This window comes from Mariprofundus sp. EBB-1 (assembly GCF_003665155.1).
Lineage (GTDB): Bacteria > Pseudomonadota > Zetaproteobacteria > Mariprofundales > Mariprofundaceae > Mariprofundus.
The window spans coordinates 51524-74220 of sequence record NZ_RCFQ01000012.1 but is presented as its reverse complement, the minus strand read 5'-3'; the positions used below and the strand labels follow the sequence as shown (position 1 = coordinate 74220).

Below are 22697 nucleotides of genomic sequence, written 5' to 3'. Positions count from 1 at the left end.
GAACAACGTGGCTTATAGTTATTTGGAATTTGAACGCCCCATTGCTGAACTGACATCAAAGATTGATGATTTATCAAATATGGGCTCTGACTCCGGCGTGAATATCGCTGAAGAGGTTGAGCGCTTGAATGAAAAACGTAATAAGCTCATTGAAGAGATCTATAGCAATGCGACACGTTCTCAGATTTGCCAGCTGTCCCGCCACCCTGATCGTCCCTACATCCTGGATTATATTCCCATGATTTTTGATGATTTTCAGGAATTGCATGGCGATCGTGCCTTTTCTGATGATGGTGCGATTGTTGGTGGTATTGCAAATTTCCGTGGTAAATCTGTGATGGTTGTTGGCCATCAGAAAGGTCGCGATACGAAAGAGAAGCTAAAACGTAACTTTGGTATGCCGCGTCCTGAAGGTTATCGCAAAGCACTACGCCTGTTTAGGCTGGCCGAACGCTTTGATATGCCTGTGTTGACCTTTATTGATACCGCCGGTGCCTGGCCGGGTATTGATGCAGAAGAGCGAGGACAGAGTGAAGCGATTGCACGCAATCTACAGGAACTGGCCGGTTTGAAAGTGCCTGTTATCTGTACCGTTATAGGAGAAGGTGGTTCCGGCGGTGCGTTGGCTATTGGTGTGGGCGACCGTCTGTATATGCAGCAGTTTTCCACCTATTCTGTCATCTCTCCGGAAGGTTGTGCGGCCATTTTGTGGCGTGACAAGGCGTTTGCCCCGGAAGCTGCTGAAGCATTGAAACCTACCGCTGCAGACCTGTTGAAACTCGGCTTGATCGACGCCATTATTCCTGAACCGCGTGATGGCGCACATCGCAATGCTAAAGGTGCAGCCGATCTGTTGGCAGAATCACTCGACAACACATTGAATACATTAATTGCAATGCCACTGGATCAATTGCTTGCTGAGCGTGATACACGTTTGCGTAATCTGGGCCAGTTTAGTTAAGCCTCTATATATGTCTTCCGCCACCGCCGCGCCATCCAATATAGCTACCAATATTGCCGTTAAACTGATTCAGCGCGAATCAGTCACACCGGATGATGGTGGTTGTCAGAATTATATTGCTACACTGCTGGCACCACTCGGATTTGTGCGTACGCAGGTGGATGTTGGTGGCATTACCAACAGTATTTATACCCGTATGGGTGAATTAAACGGCACCATCGCTTTTGCCGGGCATACTGATGTGGTGCCGACCGGTCCTGTTGATCAGTGGCCGCATCCTCCGTTTGATGCCGTGATTGAAAATGGCGTGCTGCATGGCCGTGGCGCACAGGATATGAAAGGTGGCGTGGCATGCTGGATTGCTGCTGTGGCTGGCTTATGTGGTGAATATACACCGATTCCAACCGTGCAAATGCTAATCACCTCGGATGAAGAGGGTGAGTCTGTCGATGGCACTATCCGCATCATGGAATATATGCAGGCGCATGATTGTTTGCCCGATGCAGTGATTGTTGGTGAACCGTCCTGTGCAGAACAGGTCGGTGATACGATTCGCCGTGGCCGTCGTGGTGTGGTGCAGGTGCGTATTACATTCCATGGTAAACAGGGGCATTCAGCTTATCCGCAGGACGCTGATAACGCTATTCACCATGCCGCCCCCGCCCTTGCCAATGTTGCCGCTATTGAGTGGGGAGAACCGGCACAGGGTTTTCCGGCTACCAGTTGTCAGATTACCAATGTGAACGGCGGCACGGGAGCAACCAATGTGATCCCCGGTAGCTGCGAAGCGCTGGTTGATATTCGCTATAATCCGGCCAATGATTTTGATGCGATCAAGGCTGCTGTCGAAGCGGCATGTGCAGGCAGTGAAACAACGTTGGATTTTGATCATGTTGCCATCGCATTCTCTACACCGGATGGCCCATTCCTTGACCTGGTTTGCAACAGCATCAAGCAGGTGACCGGCATTGAGGCTGTGCGCGATACAGGCGGGGGCACCTCCGATGGTCGCTTTTTGGCGGCAGCTGGCGTTGCAGTAGCAGAACTTGGCACAACCAATAGCACCATTCATCAAATTGGCGAGCAGGTTGCTATTGCTGAATTGGAAACGCTGACGCATATATATAGTGAAATTATTGAAAACTTCGAGGTTCAAGCATGACTGGTTCAACTAACAATGAGGCGCTGGGTGCACAGATGAATTACCCGGAAAAAGAGTTGGAGGTGTTTGATAACCCGAATCCGGAACGCGACTATCATATTCGTATCGACTCTCCTGAGTTTACCTGCCTGTGCCCTAAAACGGGCCAGCCGGATTTTGCTGAAATCAAACTGGATTATGTGCCCGATCAGTGTTGTGTAGAGCTTAAATCGCTCAAGTTGTATTACTGGAGCTTCCGCGATGAAGGTCACTTCCATGAAAAAGTTACCAATATGATTGCTGATGACCTGATTAAGCTGCTCGATCCGCGTTATTTGAAAGTGCAGGCGGTCTTTAATGTGCGCGGTGGTGTTTACACCACTGTTGAAGTGGAACATAAAAAATAATGAACAAAATAACAGTTAAACAACAAAGGCACGAAGGCACGAAGTATTATCATCGTTGTGCTTCTTTGCGTCTTTGTGTCTCTGTGGTGGAATAATTATGAAACAGGTCCCGTTTACCAAAATGCAGGCTCAGGGTAATGATTTTATCATTCTGAACGGTCTGACCGCTGAGCTGCCACTGCTAAACGTGGCATTTGTACGCCGTATTACCGAGCGCCGTTATGGTATCGGTTGTGATCAGCTGCTTGTGCTCGAAAAATCAGACACTACTGATGCGTACCTGCGTATTTTTAATAGCGATGGTTCTGAGGCAGCCAATTGCGGCAATGGCTTGCGCTGTGTTGGGCAATTGCTGATGAAGCAGCTTGGCAAAGAGTGTGTTTCCATTGCACTGGCTGATCGTGAAGTGCACGTGGAAGCGACCATTAATGGTATCTGTGTCGATATGGGAGCCGCTACGGTTACTGCTTCTACCGATGCCCATGTCGATATTGATATCGGTAATACACACAGTGTATTTTTTGAAGCGATTGAAACGTTTCCATCAGATCGTAATGTTGAAATTGTTACCGGTCAGGTCGCCAGTCACATCTATGTTGATATTATTGAACGTGGTGCTGGCCGTACGCTGGCTTGTGGCACAGGGGCTTGTGCTACTGCGGCTGCGATCTGGCATGCGGAAGGTGAAGTGCGTCCACTGACCATCGAAATGCCGGGTGGCACGGTTACGGTTACCGGCTGTCCGAAAAATATCATGCTGGAAGGACCTGTTGCACAAACCTTTGAAGGGATGTTCGTCCTCGATTAAGAGGAGCTATGCGTCAACAGGTTAAAATATGGATGCGTGCATTAAAGCGGCAAACCTGTGCGCTCTACTTGGCTTCTCGCCATGCCGGGGTATCACCTTTGGCAAAGTTGTTGATCGTTGCCATGATTGCTTATGTGCTTAGTCCGATTGATCTGATTCCGGATTTTATCCCGGTCATCGGATATCTTGATGATTAACTACTATTGCCGCTTGGCATTGCACTGGTCATTAAATTGATCCCCGCCGAGGTATGGCAGGAGTGCTTGAAACAAGCCGATGAAGAGATGGCGATTGATTCTCCATATAAAAAAACTGCTGCTGCGATCATCATCATCATCTGGCTGTTGGTTGCAGCAGTGCTTGCCCGTCTGATTATGGGATGGTTGTCGTAGTTGAACTGTTAACAGTAGCGATTTTATCAATGTGATAATTCGTACTTGCATCTGAAGAAGTTTGAACCATAATCCGGCCTCCCAAAAGGGACGTCTGAGGGCAGATAGCTCAGTCGGTAGAGCAGTGGACTGAAAATCCACGTGTCGGGGGTTCGATTCCCTCTCTGCCCACCACTACAAAACAAAGGATTTGCGGAAACGCAGATCCTTTTTTGTTTTCGAAGTAAAAAAACCTCCAGTCGAGCAAATCAGATTTGTTGAAAATACTATGAAAGATTCTTTTGTGGACTACTTTGACGTGGAAAGAAGGTATGAAGTGATGGCCAGTAAGTCATCGCGCAGCACACTGTAGTAGTTTCAAAGCTTGTTAACGATATTGGCTGGACTCATTGATTCTCTCTCCGTGTAGCCGACTCAGCCCGTTGTATTTTTACTGCTGATTCTTCTAATCCGGCAAATATCGTTTCCGCGACGCGTAGCGGAAACTGTTCCGGTAGCATGGCACCGACATCTCTAATTACCGTTGGCGTCGCTAGCAAAATATCTTCAATAATTGAGTCGATCTGCCCCGCAAGTCCAAGCTTTGCAGCGGCTGCCCGGAAATGGCGGGGATATACATCCTTGAGCTTATAGTGGGTATTACTATTGGAACGAAACGCCATGGCTAGCTTGGCATCATGCCAGCTAAGGTGATTTGGCTTCTCCCCCATAATCGGCCAGGTTGAAAGCACATCATATATTGGTGTCATTTTATATGTACCAGAGACCTCATGAAAGAGACTGAAATTCTTCGCATGCCCATCTGTTGCAGCCAGCATCCAAAAGATAAGCTGCGTCTTAAAAAAGCTTCTGCGATCTTGATTGGATACGCTTGAACCACGCAGCAGCGTAAGGACTTCAGTCATGCCTGGCCCGCCATCATTCTCATACTTCAATGATGGTGGTTTACCTGATGCCTGGCACATGTCTTCTTGAGGAAGGCGTAGCCAATAAGCTCCTCCCTTCGAAAGCTTTCGATCAAACCGTTTAACAATCAATACTTTGGTTTCACCAAATGTGTCCATATCGCAATGGGCTATATCTATGCCGTATGCAGCCATGATTTTTGAACATAACCACTCATTTTCTACAGATGTGCTCATGTCTGCATCCATATTACCCACCAATCCAAGTGGCAGCTTCATGATATGTGTCGTTGGTGTTTGCGCCAAAGGAAGGCACCACTGGTTGTCGTGCCATAGCAGTGCTGTTTTCTCCTGAGCTCCCGCAATAGAAATTCTAAACGTTTCAGCATCTTCGCGCAGAAAGGTGTCACTGGAAGCAATTTTTAATTGTTTCTCCACTTCCATCTCTGAAAGCGGCTTCGCCTTGATCGTATCCCAACCATCAGGTAACGCACCTTCAGCCAATAGTTGAATTGCTCCCACACAATCACGACCTACTTCTGCTAACAGTTCAAATGGAGAGCTATTTCTAACTGCAAATTTCTGCTGAATCCTTTTGCGAATCTTATCGCTATCGGGCAGTAAATTATCAAAGAAGCTTTCAACCACATCTCCCTCATAAGGAAGGTTCTGCGGCCTAAAAGGCATGGACAAAGACAAGATACGGCGCGAAGGATGCTCTAGCCATTGGCTGGCATATTGAAACTTTTGGGGCTTGGTTTTGAAAACAGTCCAGGTGCCAACAAGTACGCCGTTCATCCATACATTCAGCGACTTCTGGTTCTTTTTTCGCCTGCCCTTAATCTCTACCATGATTCAACCTCAGGAGAGGCTGCCTTTGGTTCATCCCTGTTCCGTTCACGAATAATCAAGTCCATATCCAATTCAGAGCATATTTGTAATATTCGCTCAAAATGAACCTTCTCAGGAGATATTTCATTGCGGGCAAAGACACGCTGCGACACGCCAAGCTTTTGCCCCATATCTGTTTGCGTTAAACCCAAAGACTTTCTTTTACTTTTCAAGATATCCGAAAGCTGTTTTGCAATAGCGATTTTATATTCCATACCTTCACCTCAAAACATGATATTAGACCTTATAGAGTCTAAAGTAAATTTAGATCTTTTAAGGTCTAAATATAAAATAGAAGGTATGAGGTCTAAACGGCAACATGGCAAACTAAAAAGAACGCGAAAGCGAGACTCTTCCTGGCTAACTGCACGTTGGCCAATAGGTAGTTTCACCTTAAATCATAAAGCGCCAATATTTTCCTTGTTGAGCATAATAACGGTGTTCTGTTTGTTTCAGAGTGATTCGATGGTTATGGTGCTTATCTTATAAATGGCAAAGATATGTTAGGGGAATGAGATGAGCGGAAAAATGAGCATGACCAGTAAGATCATGGTCTGGATGGTTGCCGGGCTGTTGGTTGGTAGCCTGATTAATAATTTCGCAGGCGATAATGCATGGGTGCAGGACTATCTGGTGATGGGGCTGTTTCATGTGGTGGGTGCAATCTTTATCAGTATGTTGAAGATGCTGGTGGTGCCATTGGTTACATTCTCACTGATCTGTGGTGTCTGTGGAATTGGTGATCTGAGTAAGCTCGGGCGTGTGGGTGGTAAAGCCTTTGCGTTGTTTATGCTGACTACCGCGTTGGCTATTACACTGGCCATCACCATCGCAACCTTTTTTGCGCCGGGTGAAGGTTTTGAGCTTGCTTCTGCAACTACCGGTGCTTTTACTGCGCCTGTTGCACCGCCATTGAGTCAGGTATTTATTGATCTGGTGCCGAGTAATCCGGTGGCGGCATATGCTGAAGGCAATATGTTGCAGATTATCTTTTTCACCATTCTGTTTGCTGTTTGTATTCTAATGATTGGAGAAGCAGGGCAACCGATTATTGATCTGTCTGAACGCCTGAACAGTGTAATGATGGAGGTGGTGAATGTGGTGATGCACGTAGCTCCGATTGGTGTATTCGCATTGATGGCCAAAACATTCGCCTTGCAGGGCATAGATATGATTGTGCCAATGATTGGCTATTTTGCGGTGTTGGTTTTTATTCTGCTGCTGCATGCTACCGGCACATTGATGCTGCTGCTCAAGGTGCTTGGCCGGGTTAGCCCGATGCAATTTTTGCGTAAAATGCGTTCGGCTCAAATTTTTGCATTCAGCACTTCCAGCTCCAATGCTACGATCCCTGTGACACTGCAATGTGTTGAAAAACGGATAGGTGTAGATAACTCAACGGCCTCTTTTGTGGTGCCCTTTGGTGCTACCATCAATATGGATGGTACGGCCATTATGCAGGGGGTAGCGACAGTATTTATCGCTAATGTGTATGGCATTGAGCTGGGCTTGTCGGGTTATCTCACCGTGATTGCCATGTCGGTACTGGCTTCAATCGGTACTGCCGGTGTGCCCGGTGTTGGTTTGATTATGCTGGCCATGGTGTTTAATCAGGTTGGTTTGCCGGTGGAGGGTATTGCCTTGATTATAGGGGTTGATCGACTGCTCGATATGGTGCGTACAAGTGTAAATGTCACTGGCGATGCTGTTGTTACAACCATTATCGCGCGCAGTGAGAACAGTATTGATATGGATGTGTTTCATGATGCTGATGCCGGGCATGAGAAGGATGTTCACCTGCCGAAACGTGCTCCTGTGTAAGGCCATTACCTGTTCAAGGTACGGTGGTATGCGAGGGTGTTTTGTCTGAATGCTTGTGGATAAAATATGATGAATAAAACGGTACAGTGCGTTTGTGTGCTAAATTTCCTACACTTGCGCGCACGGAGTGGCTTGGATGGTCGCGATAGAAGGCTTCTTCTGTCGAGGAAAGTCCGGGCTGCACAGGACAGGGCGCCGGATAACGTCCGGTAAGAGTGATCTTGGGACAGTGCCACAGAGAATAGACCGCCAACCATCTTTGTTGATCGTTGGTAAGGGTGAAACGGTGCGGTAAGAGCGCCCCGCCCCGGCTGGTAACAGACGGGGGCACGGTAAACCCCGCTCGCAGCAAGGCCAAATAGGAAGGCGCCAAGCGTGGTCCACGTTTGCTTTCGGGTAGGCTGCTTGAGCCTGCCAGTAATGGCAGGCCTAGATGAATGACCATCGCTCTGTTTGTCGCAAGGCATACAGAGAGACAAAACCCGGCTTATCGAGCCACTCCGTATTTAATATTCTCTCGTATGCCGTTAGCTTCGGCAAACGACAGAGGTCAGAGGCATAAAATGAGCTTGAGTTTTTCAGATGCAGCCAAGGCGAAAAAACTGCGCGAGTATTTTAATCGCCATGGTCGAATCTATATTGTAGTGGATGCAACTCAGGATGACGTGCTGGTGCCTGAAAGTTTGAGTGGTGATCCGGCTTTGCGTCTGGTGTTGAATATTCGAATGCCACAAATCATTCATATTCATGATGACAGAATTGACTCGGACTTCTCATTTTCTGGGCAGACCTTCTCGTGCAAAATTCCCATGCATACTATTTGGGCCGCATATTTGCCTGAAGGAGAGCTTGAGCAGGGCATTATATGGGATGACAGCGTGCCTGAAATGATCAAAGCGATAGTGCAGGCTGTGCGTAGTAATATGTCTGATGAAGGCGTGCAGGAACTACATGATAATAAAACCAAGCCTTCCAGTGTCGAAGATGCATCATTGGATGCATTGAGCAGTGATGCGTCGATCAATTCCACCATCACCGTGATTGAAGGTGGTGGTCAAGGCAAAGTGGACGATGGAGATAAAGTCCGGAAAAAAAATCATCTACGCGTGGTGAAATAAATGTTGAAAATACTGTCCAACTTACTATGCGCGGTAGTTTGTCTCTGTGTTGTTCAAATGCCTGCAATGGCAGCCGCTGATACACGAATGCAGGTAGATGTGCTGGCTGAAGAACACAATGTTGAAGTCAATTGGTTGCACGCCAATGTGCGCGAGGCGGCAGCACTTGCATTGCCGGAACTGTGGAGCCGTATGGTGCCGCAATATGCCATAAGTAAGATTCCGAAACGTGTGAAAGCGGTGCTTTTCATGCAAAAAGCGAGCCCGACTAAAGACGGTGTTCGCATCACCTTTCACCAGCAGCGGGTGATCAATTACCTGAAAAAGCATGAACTGCCATTGATTGCGGAGCAGCCCGCTCTGAATGTGGTGATTCAGCTGTACAATAAGCATGGTCGGCCGATGGGTGGTACCGCGAATGATCTGCTTGATTACGCCGCCAATGAAGCGGCTGCAAAGGGTTACCGTATCGATGCTCAAGGGGCATCGCTGGTGCTGTTGTGGCGCTGGCTGAATGAAAAACAGGTGAGTTTAAGTGTGCGAGGCAACTCTAAACTCAGTGAATATACTGAAACACGCAGACTCACTGCGGCGGATCCTCTCCGGCAGCTGAAACCATGGATGAATGAAGTCTTATTGAAAGCGCGTGATGCCTATATCGAACCCACTGCGGCCGAAGCTGAGGGCGAAGATTTAGATGTTGCCCAGGATCAATTGAATCCATCTAATGGTTTGGCAATGCAGCCATTAACGAAACCGGAAGTTGAGTTGCGCCTTACGATTCAAAAAGAGGCGTCGATTGCTGATCAGGTGTTGTTTGAGCAGGATCTTAGGCGTGACCCCCGCATTTTAGAACTCTCATTGAGACGGGTGAACAGAGACGGGCAACAATATTATTTGCAATTGAATGGCTCTGACGATCAATGGCTGAAACAGTGGTTTGCGCGCCGGGGTATGACACTGACAGCGACCATTGAAGGCTGGGTGGTACAGTAGTGTTGGCTGGCTTAAATATGTTGTCAGTAGTTATTTGAAGGACGGGACACTTATCTTCTAATGATGCAAGATCGAATCCTTAATATTCCCAATTTGCTGACATTAGCGCGTATTCTGATTACGCCATTTATTATTTATGCGATTTTGGAACATCAGGCTGTGCTGGCCCTGATTTTAATGGCTGCTGCTGGCGTAACCGATATGCTGGATGGCGCTATTGCGCGTTATTTTAATCAGCGTAGTACGGTCGGAGCCTATATGGATCCTTTGGCTGATAAATTGTTGTTGATCAGCACCATCGTGACGCTCTATTTTATTGACCATCTGCCACTATACCTGTTTCTTGCGGTTATATTTCGTGATTTGATCATTGTGGTGGGGGCGATTGCCTATGAAATGGTCACCCATAAGCTGGAAATGCAGCCGAGCATTGCCTCCAAAGTAACAACGTTCTTGCAAATCACGCTGGTGCTGGCCGTTCTATCTGACATGGCCTGGCAGTTTCCGGGTCAGAATGTGCTCGAGATGTCGATTTTGTTGACCTTTACATTCACTTGTATTTCCGGTCTTCAGTACATGGTTGTATGGATGCGTAAAGCTGTTACCGATGAAGCTAAATAATGGGTGTCAGCAACCATCAACTGCGTTTGCAGATGGATCTGCCGATAACCCATGATTATGGCACATGGTTAAGGCATGCCGGTGTTGAATCAGCCTGTAATCATCTGGCTCTATGGAGTGTGCATGGTGGCAGAGTCTGGTTAACGTCAGCCGGGGCTGCCGGAAAAAGTCACCTACTGCGAACGCTTGCCACGGAACATGGTATTACCGCGATGCTGTATGTGGACTCCGATGCCGATCATGACAGCAGCTGGCAACTGGCTCAGCAGTGGGAAAAGCATTTGGACGGCCAACACTGTTGGTTGATTGATGTGCCTGCGGGAGCAATTTCTTTGCCCATTGCGCACGCGTTATTTCACTTAATTGAACGCGGGCGTGATCAGCAGCGACCCATGGTTATTGGCTGGCGTGGAAATATAGGATTACTGCCTCCGGAGCTTTCTTCGCGTCTGCTGGCTATGGAAAAAGTTGATATGGCCGCACCTGCTTCTGATGATGAACTGTTGCAAATCTTGGGTGCAAGCGCCGGCAATTTGCAGTGGGATATTCGTGAGCAGGTACTACAGGCGATGCTGATTTATTTGCCACGTCAGCTTGATCTATTGGTGAGTGCGTTGAAAGAGCTGGAAGCACTCTCCTTTGAACAAAAACATAAACCGGGCCCGGCATGGGTGAAACAGCAGTTGATGCGTATTGCTGAGCAGAGGCAAGGGCAATCGCATTAAAATATCCTGTGTTTTAATATCATGATTCAGTATTTTCACCGCGAAGTACGCAGAGTTACGCAAAGTAAAGACAAAAACAGATGCAATTCTTACCTCTTACGCTCTGTTTGGCATTGGTATTCTGATCATTGTGCCGGTTTCTCTGCTTCATGCACATAGGTGTGCAGGCGTTTACGCCAGCCGCTTAACCAACGGGCCTCGTTACGTTCAGGAGGCGATAAGTGTACGCGGCGGGTCAACATTGCGTCCGCGGCATCGGCAAATGCTTTGATTGTAGCAATGCCTGACGCATCACTCGACATATATTGAAGGACTTGAAGCAGGCCCCAGCCCTTACCCTGGTAACGCTCTTTCAGGCTGGTGCCTTCCCCTTTGAAATTCACATAATCCATCAGCACATACATCCCCATGGGGGAGCTAGCTACGCGTTCAAACTGCTGACGAATATGCTGTTGTGCGTCTTGATCGAGTCCTTTGAGCAGTAACGGTAAGGAGGCACGTAAGCGCTGTTGCATGAACGTTGCCTGAGTAGCTTTGCTGCGTATCAGAAAGTCACGCAAAGCGTGCATCTTTTTACCATCATAGGCGGCTAGAAAGGTCTCCCTGTTCGACCAGGGGTTGGCTTGCTCAGGATGAGCCGCCAACCATGCGGGCAGCTGTTCACCCTGTTGTTGCATAAACAGCAGCAGAGCCGGAAAGCTTTCGCTGAAGGTTTTGTTGGATGCACCCGGATACCAGATAAAGTGCCCGATACCGAGGGACGCGAACTCCTCGCCTTCGTTCCAGGAGGTTAGGCAGCTGTTTTTTGAAGCGCATTCATTTTGGAATATGAGTTTGGCGATCTGATCGAGTTCATGCTCCGGTTCTGCCATTGCGGACATCGGTGTGATCAGCAAAAGAAAGGAAAAGAGTAAAGGAAATGATCTGATATTGAGTATATATGCCATTAGGATTCGCACGCGCAGTTGGTATAAAATTGCATGGTTCGGATGATAATCTATATGAGACAAAAAATAATGATTTGAAAATTTTATTCTATTGGCTGATTTGGATGTACTATTACAAAATCAAACGCAGAAGGTGTAACTCCGGTGAGAATTTATAAAGGCATAGGGCACCGCATTTCTCTAAAAGCAATCTTAGAAGAAAGAAATGCAGGTGCCCTAACCTTTAATTATCTGACGAGGACATTAAACTTTAATAAGCAAATTGGCTCCATAGTCCAATCCTTGTGTCTTTGTACGTATCATTGAGAACATACTTATAACCAGTAAACTTCTTACCCATGTAACCCAATGTGAAATTCACATTTTTTGCGCGTTTGTAAGTGAGGCCAGCAACAATTTGATCTGTTTTTTGTTCCACATCTCCGAGAACCGCAACTAGTTTATTGGATTTTTCCTGGTCATATCGTGCAACCAGACCAAAACCAGCTCCCAGTTTTACCCAACCCCAACCTGACATAAGTTTGTCTTCGAATGGCGCAGCAACAGTTTTATCTTTGTTGATCATATAATCGACACCAATTCTGAAAGAGTCAGTACCATAGGAAATCATTGCCCGAGTCAGCGTTTGCTTACCGAGAGGAACAATAGCGCTGGTTTTAGTTCCTTTATATCCGGTTCTATAACCCACATCAAAAGTCAGCCCTTTAATAGGTTCCAGACCAATACGGCCTGAGTAATCTATGCCATTTGATTTTTTTATATCAGCATAGCCTTTACCGTTCACTGCAGTCACAAAGTATTTCACCATGCCATTAGCGAGCTTACCCTTTAGACCAATACCAAGATCAGAAGAGGCTTCATATCCAAATGTGGATGAAGGCTCATCGATGAAGTAAGCGTGCTTCCAGAGTGCCAGTTCATAATCTACCCATGGAGTATGCGATACACCCAAGCGAAGAACGGCTGCATCACCCGCCAGCTTACTCTGAAGATAGGCATATTTAAGAAAGATGTTACTTTTCTTACCTGTAAGAGCTGATTCATATTTCACATCGGTGGTGATTCTCATCATATTATCAGCATCAATGGTATATTTTGCAGTCAGGTATGCCCTGTTCAGATCGAAGCCCTGAGTTTTAGTGGTTGTTGGAATGCCACCAGCTACCGATGTTATTTTATTGGAAATTGCATCAACGCGAACTAAGCCGCTCAGTTTTAATTTACTTTCGCCATCATCAAAGACAGTTACTCCTGCAAATGCTGACGGTGCAAAACTGATGCAAGCCAGTGCAGATAGCATGATATGTTTCTTCATAATTGTTTCTCCTGTAATGTTATATTCATACAGATATCTATATATCTACATATGATTATAAGGACGAAAATGACAAGAAAAAGGCAGATGCATGACAGGAATATGACCGTGATTACCTTACTGTTAATTGATATCCATCGGTTGCAATAAATACATTTGAAGGGAGCTCTATCCCTTGCGCATGCCAGTATAATTCGAGTTCATGACCGATATGAGTAAGCCATGATTCAGCCGGTGATATTTTGTTGTGAATGCATAAAGCTGTCATAAGGTCATTGTGATTTCTCATATGTGCATGCCCAGGTGGGTGGCTGCAATCTAAAATCAGAATATCTGGTTGCCAGGAAAGAAGGAATGACTCTGTCTCCAACGGTAAGCCCAACGTATCTGTGAGATAAGCCACTCGTTTTCCCTTGTAATCAAAACAGTAACCTAAGGTAAGCTTAGAGTGATTTAGAGGTACCGGGGTAATACTGATTCCATTAAATTCACGACAAAGAAATGGAATCATCTGATCAGTGAAATCAAGAATACCGGGGTGTTTCAACAGGTCAGCACATCCCTGTTCATCGACAGGGCCATGAACAGGGATATTTAACGCGGGATTTCCCCAGCGAATATGAAACAGCCCCTGTACATGGTCTGCATGATAATGCGTCAATAGAATGCGCTTGAACTGATATTGGTCAAATAAAGCCAGAAGATCGGTTCTGCCTGCATCAATTAGAAATGAACAACTGCCAAAGCTGATGACTGCTGAACAGGGGCTGCGCCTAATTCCATCCTTTTTCATTTGCAAGCAGATGGAGCAGTTACAGCCAAAAAGAGGAACTCCGCCAGCATCACCGGTACCCAGGAATGTAAGCTTAATACTCATGCAATCAGTTCAACTAACGCGTCGCCGGCTGTGGCCAATTCACTATTATTTTCAATAATGATTAAATTTGAATGAACAATAGGCTCAAGAGATTGAGAGCGTTGAATCCTGCTCTTGATATCTGGCACGCTCTCCCTTCCTCTGGCTTTGAGACGATGAAACAACATGTCATCTGAAACATTGATAAGAACGGGAATCATCTCTGGAAATGCCATGAGTGCTTCATTCAAATATGCGCGTGAACCATTCACGATAACGTTCAAATCAGCCTTAAGCCAATCATGGATTTCAACGCCGATACCATATTGATGGCCATGGCTTTGCCAGTTCATGGCAAAACAACCGCGGTTTTTCCTGATTTCAAACTCGCGGTCAGTTAGAGCTATATGATTCTCACCGCCTGCATCCGCAGCTCGTGTGATGTAGCGATGGCAAAAAATAGCTGGGGTATCGCCACTCACTTTTTGGCGAGCATAAGCCATAATCGAATCTTTGCCTGCCCCTGATGCACCGATCACATAGTAAATCTTAGCCATGATCATAGTTGTTTTGGCATGCCTGAACACCGTCCACCCACACCGATGATACTTGAGGAAGACCGCCAGGAAAATCAACGGCAATCAGGTCGGCGCGTTTACCAACCGCGATTTCACCCCGATCGTGCAACCCTGCTGCCTTGGCAGGGTTGGCTGTAACAAAGCGAACGGCATCAGCGAGGTTTAATTCGGATATTTCAGGTATCTGGAAGACAGCCACAATCAATGCTGCAGGTGCATAATCGGCACATAAACAGTCCACCACATCTGCGTGGATACCATCAATCGCGCGCATGGAACCAGACTGGCTCTTACCCCGTAAAATATTAGGTGCTCCCATGATGGTACTCATGCCTTGTTGACGGGCGTAGCGTGCGGTCTCCAGATTGATAGGGAATTCTGAAATCTGCACATTCAATGCGGTCATGGTGTCAATACGCTCGGAGCTATCATCATCGTGGCTGGCGACAGAGATGCCATTGGCATGAGCAAGTTTAATTAAATATTCAACTCTTTCAAAAGCACCTTCTGCTGCTGCCTGTTTCTGCTCAAGGATATCATCAACTTCTGATTCGCTTCTTTTATAGGTTCGCTTCAGATATTCGCGATAAGCGGCCATACTTTTAAACTGCCCCTGACCCGGGGTGTGATCCATCAGGGAAAGTAGATCCATTTGCTTATTTTCAAGCAAGGATTGCAGGACAGGCATGCCACTTACGTCTGTGATTTCGTAACGGCAATGCACCCGGTTATCCACCAATGCATGCGGTTGCCATGCATGCACGGCACTAACCAGTTGTGCAGCCATCTCATTACTGCGCACGCCCAACTCATTATTGGCAAAGGCCATGGCATGAAACACCGTGGTGATACCTGCCGCTGCGTTGCGTTTATCCGCCTGCGCAATGGCAAAATTCATAGGGAAATGAACGCCGGGGCGTGGCTCAACCTCTTTTTCCAGCGCATCACAGTGCAGGTCGATCATGCCTGGCATGATGGTTTTTCCCTTCAGGTCGATTTCAGATGCCGAAGCGCAGTTGTCCGGGTTAATGGCTGCGATGAGACCGTCCTTAATCAATAAAGAAGCATCTTCAAGCACTTCGTTGGTTAGGATAATGCGCGCATGGGTTAGATACATTTGGCTCATATTTTCTCCGATTTCTTTTCTATCTGCTGCGGTGGTGTTAAAGCGACCACATCATCCGCCATTCGCTCCACCAGCGATGGATCATGAAAAATAGCCACCAGCGCACTGCCTTCAGCTTTTAAGTCTTTTATCAATTCAACCACGGCATCCGTAGTTTTAGGATCAAGGCTGGCCGTTGGTTCATCGAGTAATAGCAAACGAGGCTTTGCGATAAGACCACGAGCCAGATTCACACGCTGTTTTTCACCGCCTGAAAACGTAGCAGGCGATACACTCCACAAACGTTCAGGAATATTCATCGCTGCCAACATCTCTTGAGATCTCGATAGCGCTACTTCATAACTGACACCCTTTCGGCATAACGGTTGTGCCACCACATCTTGTGTAGCCTGGCGTGGCAAGAAACGTAAAAACTGTGTTACAAATCCGATCTCATGGCGACGCAGATCAAGTATCTGATGTTCATCTGCCGTTGCTAAATCAACACAGCGTTCATCCTTTGTCTTATAAAGAATGCTTCCACTGCTGGGTAAATAAGTGCGATAAACGCCGTTAAGCACCGAGGACTTGCCTGCACCGGTCGGACCGATCAGGGCTGTGAGCTTACCTGCATAGGCTTCCAGATTTACGCCATGCGAGGAGGGGATGACTTTATCCTGTTCATGTAAAAGGAAGTGCTTTGAAAAGCCCTCAAGTTTTAAAATAGGTTTTTGCATGATTGCTCCCTTTTATAAAGAGGACGCCACCAGCCGCTGTGTATATGCGTGCTGGGGATCTTCCAGAATCTGATCAGTCAGTCCTGATTCAATAATGCGTCCGTATTTCATGACCATAGTTCGACCTGCCAGCAGACGAATCACACCCAGGTCATGCGTTACAACGACCATCGATGTTTTCAGTTCTTGCTGAATTTCCAGTATCAGATCGAGAATGGATGCCTGCACGGACAAATCCAGGCCGGTAGTGACTTCATCAAGAAACAACAACGGCGGCTCAATCGCCAGTGCTTTGGCAATCTGTACACGCTGCTGCATGCCTCCTGAGAAATTTTTGGGTAATTCATCCATGCGTTCAGGCAACACTTCCGTGCGCGTAAGTAATGCAGTGGCTCGCGCCCTGATCGTGCTATAGCTGCGTTCACCCGACATCAGCAGGCGCTCGGCGATATTTCCACCGGCAGAGATACCAAAATTCAGGCCGAGATGCGGATTCTGATAGACCATGCCAAAACGATGATTGGCTAGGTGGCGTTGCTGAGCTTTGTTAAGTTCAAACAGATCATGCTTTGTTTGGCCATCATAAAAGGTTGCGCTACCTGCTGTTGGCTCCTCATCAAAATAGAGCGTTTTTACTGCGGTTGATTTACCTGAACCCGATTCACCAATGATGCCTAAAATTTCGCCCTCATACAGATCAAACGAGAGGTCATGTGCGGCAACGACACTACCGCACTGCGGACAGATATTCGTATCGCAATCAGGCCCTGTTAGCTGCGCACATTGAGAGCAACCCTTGCCATAGATTTTGGACAAGCCGTCTACTTCAAGAACTTTTTTCATCAGCATTCTCCCTGCTGCGCTAACTGTTCATCGCACCAGTCAGAATCAGAGCATTGATAAACTTTCTCACCATTTTCCGAATCGATAAATTCATCAAGAAAACTGGATGTGCATCCACACCGGGCACACGGACGACGAACGCTATGTTCATCACGGAAATCTTCGATTCGGAATGGCACGTCATCAAACACCAGCGGCTCAGCTTTGCTGTAAGGTGGGACGGCATAGATTTTTTTCTCTCGCCCTGCGCCAAATAGAATTAACGCCCTAGACTGATGCATTTTTGGAACATCCCAACGTGGAATCGGTGAGGGATCGAGCACATAATGGTTATTGATACAGGTTGGGTAACGATGCGATATGGTGATTTCATCAAACTGGACAATATCCTCATACAGTTTCACCAGCAGCTTTGAATAGTTGCCCTCGCCGTGCTGAATTTTGCGCCTATCTTCCGATGGTTCAACAATCACCAGTGGATCAGGATAAGGCACTTGCATCACAATTACCTGATCATCCCGTAGCGGTTTTTCCGGAATACGGTGACGTGACTGAATCAGATTTGCTTCATCAACGCTGGTTGTAGTATCAATGCCGGGGCAGGTCATTTCGATAAAACTGCGCAGATTCACCGCATTCACAGAATCATCCGAACCCTGATCGATCACCTTCAGGTTATCGCCCACGCCAATCAACGATAACGTCAGTTGCAGTCCGCCTGTGCCAAATCCGCGCCCCATCGGCATTTCACGACTGGAGTAGGGTACCTGATAACCGGGGATCGCAACTGCTTTAAGAACAGTGCGGCGAATTTCTTTTTTGGCATATTCATCCATAAAGCCAAAGTTATAACCTACAGATGCACTCATGCCTGATCCCCACTTTGCCGTTTGCTCTGGGTAGTGCGCAAACGATCCATATCCGATTGAAAGGTAACGTAGTGCGGCATCTTGTAGTGGGTGCAAAACCCCATTGAATCAATTCCATCAATATGCAGTAAAACAAATTCAGCATCTTCCGATGGATTCTGCGGGCCATCCATCGCACCTTTTTGTAAGGCTCGATCAAGAATAGCCATGGAGATAGCCTTCACCTCATTATGTCCAAAACAGGCACCGTAGCCGAGCGTAAATACGGGCTTGCTGCCTTCATCACTGCTTTCGTACATCGCCACCACTTCGCATTCCGTCATCAACACCTCACCGATTTCAATCGGTTCACCGGTGATTGGATGCGGTAAAAAGACGGGCAGATAACCGACTCTCAGCTCTGCCACCGTGGGATGCACATCGCCGTAACCACGCATATTGGAATACGCGATCGTGAGCAAACCGCCCTGTTCAGCGCGTGCCATTGTTGCCAACGCGGCTGACCTGGGCACAGGAAAGACCAAAGGGTCACGGGTAATATCAAAGGCATCGCTTTTGGGATCTCTGTTTACAGGCGGCAGCAAGCCTTCGGCTCTAAGCGCATCCACCACCTTGGGAAAGGTCTCTGGAACGGCATCTTTCGGCATATCTTTAAACCAGTTAGATGCCACTTTTTGGAACTGTTCAGGGCTTTCATCCAGTAGGTTCATGCGCAACAATCTCAAATAATAGTCGGTTGTTGCGCCTAACATCTGGCCACCGGGAATATCTTTAAAAGCTGCTGATATACGGCGGGTAACACGCATTCCCGAACTATTATGAATCGCGGTTTCGAGCAGGCGTGGGCGCGTAGAGCGATAAGCTCGTAGCGTAAAGGCAGCTTCAAGTGAATCGCCCATACACTGTTTAATGGCCAGTGCAGCGAGTTTTGGATGGTATAAACCGCCTTCGGATATCACTCGGCTGGTCAGATTGCGCAATTGATGTTCAATCGAATCGGTATCTAAAGGCAATGCATCTGCACCTTGCTCCGCTCGTTGAAAATCCAGTAACGATTCCGCCGCTTCGATGGCTTTACCACCGCCTTTAATGGCAACATAACCCATATCAGCACACCTCCACGATAGTCGTGCGTGGCAAACCAATAACATGGCTCTCATCCACGAACAGACAGTCAACACCGAGCGGGAAAGAACAGACCCAATCTTGGCGAGTTTTTAGCCAGTCTGGATGCAAGCCATCGATTACCACTCGGGTAGACGCCTCGATACCGGGGCCTTCTAGTTTCAATCCCATATCGCCTCCGTATAGAGAACGTACTTTGATAATCAGCGTAGCCGACTCATCTGGGCATGAAAGCGTACCCAGGCGCGGCTCGAAATCAGGTGCTTGTGCGCCATCACAGAGAATATAATCAGCCTGTTCAGCATCAGCTTGCCTGGCTTGCAATAATGGCCAGTCCGATGTCGTTAACAACGCATGTCTGTCACACATGGAGACTTCGCCATCTAGCAACGTCGCCAGTAATGCCTTGTCAGCCATGCTGCTTTGCAAGGCTGCCGGAAGTGACTGAATGCTTCCCGGACGGGACATCGCTTCCAGGAGCACGCGAAACATTTGTTGCTGTTTGTCAGGCTGCCATATCGCATCAATCTTCATTTTCATCTCCTGCATCACCGAGCAATGAAAAATCCACTCTCGTTTTAGCTAGCATGGCATGTCGCTTATTGGTTTCCTGCTGTTGCAGCGCCCGACCCTCCACAAGCAGTTCACGGATAGTCTCACAACCTGAAAGTTCATGTGTTAAAATAGCATCGCACATGGCCAGTGACTCAACGTGCAAAATATCGTCACTCATCATGACTGCCGCTCCTTCGACGGACTCACCATCAGGCAACGTGATCGACAGATGCGCGGTTGTAACCGGAAATTCACCCAGATAAAACGGCTCATGAAAAGCACCGTCTTCGAGTTTTAGCAGGCCAAGCCCGGCTTGAGGCAGGGCGACAGGCTGAATCTGCCAGTCATCAGTCAGTTGCTTTACCGCCAGTTTTAATTTTTCTTTCGACACTTTCATCAGTGTCTCCAGATTGCTTGATCGTTCGGAGGGTGATATCCCCATCGCAATGTTTGTCATGCGTCCTCTCTTTGTTTTTATTTCGGGAAAGCAACAAGAAGCGTGCAGTCAATAGAAATCCATGCATCCGCTTATCGACTCAGGGTTCGATTGAATAAGTTAATAACCAACGCTTTCAATTTAATTTTTTACGCAGATATGACGATAAATGATCGATAACGATAATGACTGTGATGATAAGAATCATGATTGCAGATGCACGATCATAACGAAACAGCGCCAATGCTTCGTTCAGTTCGAGCCCTATGCCACCGGCTCCGACCAGCCCCAACACGCTGGCTGCTCGTACGTTTCGATCCATAATATACAGCGTGTAACCTACAAACTCGCGGTTAATGGATGGCCAGCCTGCAAACATCACGGTTTGCAAAAAGCCTGCCCCCACAGCTTCCAATGCTTCATAAACACCGCCATCCACGCGTTCCAGGCTTTCGGCAAAAAATTTACCCAGAAAGCCGGCCGTATGAATACTCAGTGCAATAATGCCCGCCAGCGGGCCAAGGCCAATCGCCGCAACAAACAACAGAGCCAACAACAAATCCGGCATGGCGCGCATAAAGTTGAGCATTTCTCTGCTCAAGCGATAGATCAGCGGGTGCGGGCTGAGGTTACGGGCGGCAAGTGGCGCTAATACGACGGATACAATCAAGGCAAATACTGTACCCCAGAACGCTGTCGCCAGCGTTTGCAGGATAAGCTCCAGATAGGTTGATATTCTGGAAAAATCAGGCGTGCGGTATCGGCTGAAATATTCGCCCATATCGCTGACGCCATAGGCCAGCGTGGAAAAATCAATATCCAGATCGACCGTGATTCGCCACAGCACGATAAGGATCAGCGACAACCAGACCGGGAACAGATTGCGCGGCCTGCCTTCAAGCCCGGCCATGGCGTGATTAGCGGATAACATTGACTTTACCATGGATAATACGTTTCCTCAGTTTATCGGATAAGCGGTCCAGCAGCGTCACGATCAAATAAATAGAGATGGCGATCATGATAATGCGATCATATTCAAACATACGCATGGAAATGACCATGTCATAGCCAATTCCACCCGCTCCAACCAGGCCGAGTATGGCTGCCGCACGCAGATTATGATCCAGGATATAGAGCAGCGTTCCGGCAAAATCCGGCAACGCCTGTGGCATTATGGCAAACATAATGGTCTGAAGGCGCCCTCCACCCGTGGACTGGATGCCTTCGACTGCGCCTTTACCCACCACTTCGATGCTTTCTGCAATGAATTTAGCCATAAATCCAACCGTCACAAAGGCCAACGCCATCACGCCGGGCAAAGGGCCAAGACCCACGGCAGATACAAATACCAGCGCCCAAACCAGTTCCGGTAAGGCTCTGGCAAAGCTCAGAACCTCCCGCATGATGCGATACACAAAAGGGTGGGGGCTGGCATTCTCCGCCGCCAGAATGCCAACAGGCACGGAGACTATTGTTGCGATTGCTGTAGCAAGCACGGTCATTTCAACCGTCTCCAACATTTTGGCCCCGAGTTGTCCTAGATAGCTCCAGTCGGGTGTAACTAATAAGTGGCCGAGAAAATCCACCATAGGACGCCAACCATTCACAATACGATTATATGATATTTCAACCATGGAAGCACTTAATGCCAAGAGCAGAATGCTACAGATAACCACTATGCTAATGTGAAATGGGGGTAGCCCGTTAGGCGTAGGCCAGTGCCATTTTTGCATCTTCTTTCACCTCCATTGTCTCATGTTGATAGAGACTTATTTCCTGACTACTGGTGAATGCACTGGGTGGGCCGTCAAACACAATACGCCCTGCATTCATGCCAATAATTCGATCAGCATATTCGCGGGCAAAATCAACCTGATGAAGGCTGGCTACCACCGTGATATTCATCTCACGGCAAATATCCCTGAGCAGGGTAAGCACTTCTTTACTGCTTCGCGGGTCGAGGCTTGCGACCGGTTCATCAGCAATAATGGCTAACGGCTCCTGAGCTAATGCTCTGGCAATACCTACGCGCTGTTGCTGCCCCCCAGAAAGTTTATCGGCGCGATGCCAGACCTTTTCTTCCAGACCTACCCGCTCAAGTGCCTTGAGTGCTATGGCATAATCTTCTTTGGGAAACAGATATAATAAACTGAGCAGAGAATGGCGTTTAGCCAGTCGTCCGGTTAATACATTGGTCATCACACTGAGACGGCTTACCAGGTTAAATTGCTGAAACACCATGGCTACATGTTCTCTGATAGATTTCAGGTTCTGTTTATTGACCTGAAGATTGGACACACAAACAGTTCCTGATGTGGCAGTTTCCAATCCATTTATGGTGCGCAATAAGGTTGATTTCCCTGCACCGCTGGGTCCTAAAATGACGGTAAAGCTGCCTGGGTCAATATCCAGACTAAGGCATTGAAGTGCCTGAAATCCGTTATCATATGTTTTAGCCAAGCTATTTATTTTGATAGATGCCATGCTGTATTCCTTCTGTTCTCGTAAATATATGGATCCATGATTTACAAAATAACCGGGGCAC

The 22697-nt window shown here is 47.4% G+C and carries 27 protein-coding genes, 1 tRNA gene and 1 other RNA gene; 13 read left to right on the top strand and 16 right to left on the bottom strand.

Annotation, left to right across the window (positions count from 1 at the left end; genetic code table 11):
• Positions 1–7: 7 nt before the first annotated feature.
• The 7 genes from D8Y20_RS06985 to D8Y20_RS06960 all read left to right on the top strand — a co-directional run bounded on the left by D8Y20_RS06985 (position 8) and on the right by D8Y20_RS06960 (position 3883).
• Positions 8–961, top strand: coding sequence for an acetyl-CoA carboxylase carboxyltransferase subunit alpha (locus D8Y20_RS06985; RefSeq protein WP_236075317.1), 954 nt, complete (start codon positions 8–10; stop codon positions 959–961).
• 10 nt (positions 962–971) lie between these two features.
• Positions 972–2123 (top strand): succinyl-diaminopimelate desuccinylase, encoded by a 1152-nt coding sequence (gene dapE / locus D8Y20_RS06980; protein WP_121542319.1) that lies wholly within the window; start codon positions 972–974, stop codon positions 2121–2123.
• Entirely contained in the window at positions 2120–2509 is a 390-nt protein-coding gene (gene queF / locus D8Y20_RS06975; RefSeq protein ID WP_121542318.1) for a preQ(1) synthase, read from the top strand. The genes dapE and queF overlap by 4 nt, the downstream gene beginning before the upstream one ends.
• A 97-nt stretch (positions 2510–2606) precedes the next feature.
• A complete protein-coding gene (locus D8Y20_RS06970) occupies positions 2607–3317 on the top strand; it encodes a diaminopimelate epimerase (protein ID WP_121542317.1) in 711 nt (236 codons plus the stop codon).
• Positions 3318–3325: 8 nt separating this feature from the next.
• Positions 3326–3514, top strand: a complete 189-nt coding sequence (locus D8Y20_RS13715) for a YkvA family protein (protein ID WP_201265571.1) — start codon at positions 3326–3328, stop codon at positions 3512–3514.
• Between the two features lie 6 nt (positions 3515–3520).
• Positions 3521–3709 (top strand): hypothetical protein, encoded by a 189-nt coding sequence (locus D8Y20_RS13710; RefSeq protein WP_201265570.1) that lies wholly within the window; start codon positions 3521–3523, stop codon positions 3707–3709.
• 98 nt (positions 3710–3807) lie between these two features.
• Positions 3808–3883 (top strand) — tRNA-Phe (locus D8Y20_RS06960).
• 212 nt (positions 3884–4095) lie between these two features.
• On the opposite strand, the gene D8Y20_RS06955 is transcribed toward D8Y20_RS06960, so the two are convergent.
• Both D8Y20_RS06955 and D8Y20_RS06950 read right to left on the bottom strand, forming a co-directional pair.
• Complete coding sequence (locus D8Y20_RS06955; protein WP_121542316.1) at positions 4096–5466, bottom strand: type II toxin-antitoxin system HipA family toxin; 1371 nt, start codon at positions 5464–5466, stop codon at positions 4096–4098.
• Positions 5460–5720: a hypothetical protein gene (locus D8Y20_RS06950; RefSeq protein ID WP_121542315.1), complete on the bottom strand. Its 261-nt coding sequence runs from the start codon at positions 5718–5720 to the stop codon at positions 5460–5462. Before D8Y20_RS06950 ends, D8Y20_RS06955 begins: the two co-directional genes overlap by 7 nt.
• Positions 5721–6021: 301 nt before the next feature.
• Between D8Y20_RS06950 and D8Y20_RS06945 the strand changes: the two genes are divergently transcribed.
• From D8Y20_RS06945 to D8Y20_RS06920, 6 genes are all read left to right on the top strand, one after another.
• A complete protein-coding gene (locus D8Y20_RS06945; protein ID WP_121542314.1) occupies positions 6022–7326 on the top strand; it encodes a dicarboxylate/amino acid:cation symporter in 1305 nt (434 codons plus the stop codon).
• 124 nt (positions 7327–7450) lie between these two features.
• Positions 7451–7832, top strand: an RNA gene (gene rnpB, locus D8Y20_RS06940) — RNase P RNA component class A.
• A gap of 57 nt (positions 7833–7889) precedes the next feature.
• Positions 7890–8444, top strand: coding sequence for a ClpXP protease specificity-enhancing factor SspB (locus tag D8Y20_RS06935; protein WP_121542313.1), 555 nt, complete (start codon positions 7890–7892; stop codon positions 8442–8444).
• 57 nt (positions 8445–8501) lie between these two features.
• Positions 8502–9440: a hypothetical protein gene (locus D8Y20_RS06930; protein WP_236075316.1), complete on the top strand. Its 939-nt coding sequence runs from the start codon at positions 8502–8504 to the stop codon at positions 9438–9440.
• Between the two features lie 63 nt (positions 9441–9503).
• The gene (locus D8Y20_RS06925) at positions 9504–10061 is read left to right on the top strand and encodes a CDP-alcohol phosphatidyltransferase family protein (protein WP_236075315.1); all 558 of its coding nucleotides are present in this window, start codon (positions 9504–9506) and stop codon (positions 10059–10061) included.
• A complete protein-coding gene (locus D8Y20_RS06920; protein ID WP_121542310.1) occupies positions 10061–10786 on the top strand; it encodes a hypothetical protein in 726 nt (241 codons plus the stop codon). Before D8Y20_RS06925 ends, D8Y20_RS06920 begins: the two co-directional genes overlap by 1 nt.
• Positions 10787–10911: 125 nt before the next feature.
• Here D8Y20_RS06920 and D8Y20_RS06915 read toward each other — a convergent pair whose 3' ends face one another.
• The 14 genes from D8Y20_RS06915 to phnC all read right to left on the bottom strand — a co-directional run bounded on the left by D8Y20_RS06915 (position 10912) and on the right by phnC (position 22636).
• Complete coding sequence (locus D8Y20_RS06915) at positions 10912–11667, bottom strand: hypothetical protein (protein WP_201265569.1); 756 nt, start codon at positions 11665–11667, stop codon at positions 10912–10914.
• 316 nt (positions 11668–11983) lie between these two features.
• The gene (locus D8Y20_RS06910) at positions 11984–13048 is read right to left on the bottom strand and encodes a hypothetical protein (RefSeq protein WP_121542309.1); all 1065 of its coding nucleotides are present in this window, start codon (positions 13046–13048) and stop codon (positions 11984–11986) included.
• Between the two features lie 112 nt (positions 13049–13160).
• Entirely contained in the window at positions 13161–13925 is a 765-nt protein-coding gene (gene phnP / locus D8Y20_RS06905) for a phosphonate metabolism protein PhnP (RefSeq protein ID WP_201265568.1), read from the bottom strand.
• Positions 13922–14461 carry a phosphonate metabolism protein/1,5-bisphosphokinase (PRPP-forming) PhnN gene (gene phnN, locus D8Y20_RS06900; protein ID WP_255418411.1) on the bottom strand — a complete coding sequence of 180 codons (540 nt, stop codon included), beginning with the start codon at positions 14459–14461 and terminating at the stop codon, positions 13922–13924. The genes phnP and phnN overlap by 4 nt, the downstream gene beginning before the upstream one ends.
• Positions 14454–15608, bottom strand: coding sequence for an alpha-D-ribose 1-methylphosphonate 5-triphosphate diphosphatase (locus D8Y20_RS06895; RefSeq protein WP_121542307.1), 1155 nt, complete (start codon positions 15606–15608; stop codon positions 14454–14456). The genes phnN and D8Y20_RS06895 overlap by 8 nt, the downstream gene beginning before the upstream one ends.
• Positions 15605–16324 (bottom strand): phosphonate C-P lyase system protein PhnL, encoded by a 720-nt coding sequence (gene phnL / locus D8Y20_RS06890; protein WP_121542306.1) that lies wholly within the window; start codon positions 16322–16324, stop codon positions 15605–15607. Before phnL ends, D8Y20_RS06895 begins: the two co-directional genes overlap by 4 nt.
• A 12-nt stretch (positions 16325–16336) precedes the next feature.
• Positions 16337–17167, bottom strand: a complete 831-nt coding sequence (locus D8Y20_RS06885) for an ATP-binding cassette domain-containing protein (RefSeq protein WP_201265567.1) — start codon at positions 17165–17167, stop codon at positions 16337–16339.
• Positions 17167–18036: an alpha-D-ribose 1-methylphosphonate 5-phosphate C-P-lyase PhnJ gene (locus D8Y20_RS06880; RefSeq protein ID WP_121542304.1), complete on the bottom strand. Its 870-nt coding sequence runs from the start codon at positions 18034–18036 to the stop codon at positions 17167–17169. Before D8Y20_RS06880 ends, D8Y20_RS06885 begins: the two co-directional genes overlap by 1 nt.
• Positions 18033–19142, bottom strand: a complete 1110-nt coding sequence (locus tag D8Y20_RS06875) for a carbon-phosphorus lyase complex subunit PhnI (protein WP_121542303.1) — start codon at positions 19140–19142, stop codon at positions 18033–18035. The genes D8Y20_RS06880 and D8Y20_RS06875 overlap by 4 nt, the downstream gene beginning before the upstream one ends.
• Before the next feature lies 1 nt (position 19143).
• A complete protein-coding gene (phnH, locus tag D8Y20_RS06870; protein WP_201265566.1) occupies positions 19144–19695 on the bottom strand; it encodes a phosphonate C-P lyase system protein PhnH in 552 nt (183 codons plus the stop codon).
• Positions 19685–20173, bottom strand: coding sequence for a phosphonate C-P lyase system protein PhnG (gene phnG, locus D8Y20_RS06865; RefSeq protein WP_121542301.1), 489 nt, complete (start codon positions 20171–20173; stop codon positions 19685–19687). Before phnG ends, phnH begins: the two co-directional genes overlap by 11 nt.
• Before the next feature lie 115 nt (positions 20174–20288).
• Entirely contained in the window at positions 20289–21083 is a 795-nt protein-coding gene (gene phnE / locus D8Y20_RS06860) for a phosphonate ABC transporter, permease protein PhnE (RefSeq protein ID WP_121542300.1), read from the bottom strand.
• Positions 21070–21885, bottom strand: coding sequence for a phosphonate ABC transporter, permease protein PhnE (phnE, locus tag D8Y20_RS06855; RefSeq protein WP_121542299.1), 816 nt, complete (start codon positions 21883–21885; stop codon positions 21070–21072). Before phnE (D8Y20_RS06855) ends, phnE (D8Y20_RS06860) begins: the two co-directional genes overlap by 14 nt.
• Entirely contained in the window at positions 21857–22636 is a 780-nt protein-coding gene (gene phnC, locus D8Y20_RS06850; protein WP_121542298.1) for a phosphonate ABC transporter ATP-binding protein, read from the bottom strand. Before phnC ends, phnE (D8Y20_RS06855) begins: the two co-directional genes overlap by 29 nt.
• Positions 22637–22697 lie beyond the last annotated feature (61 nt).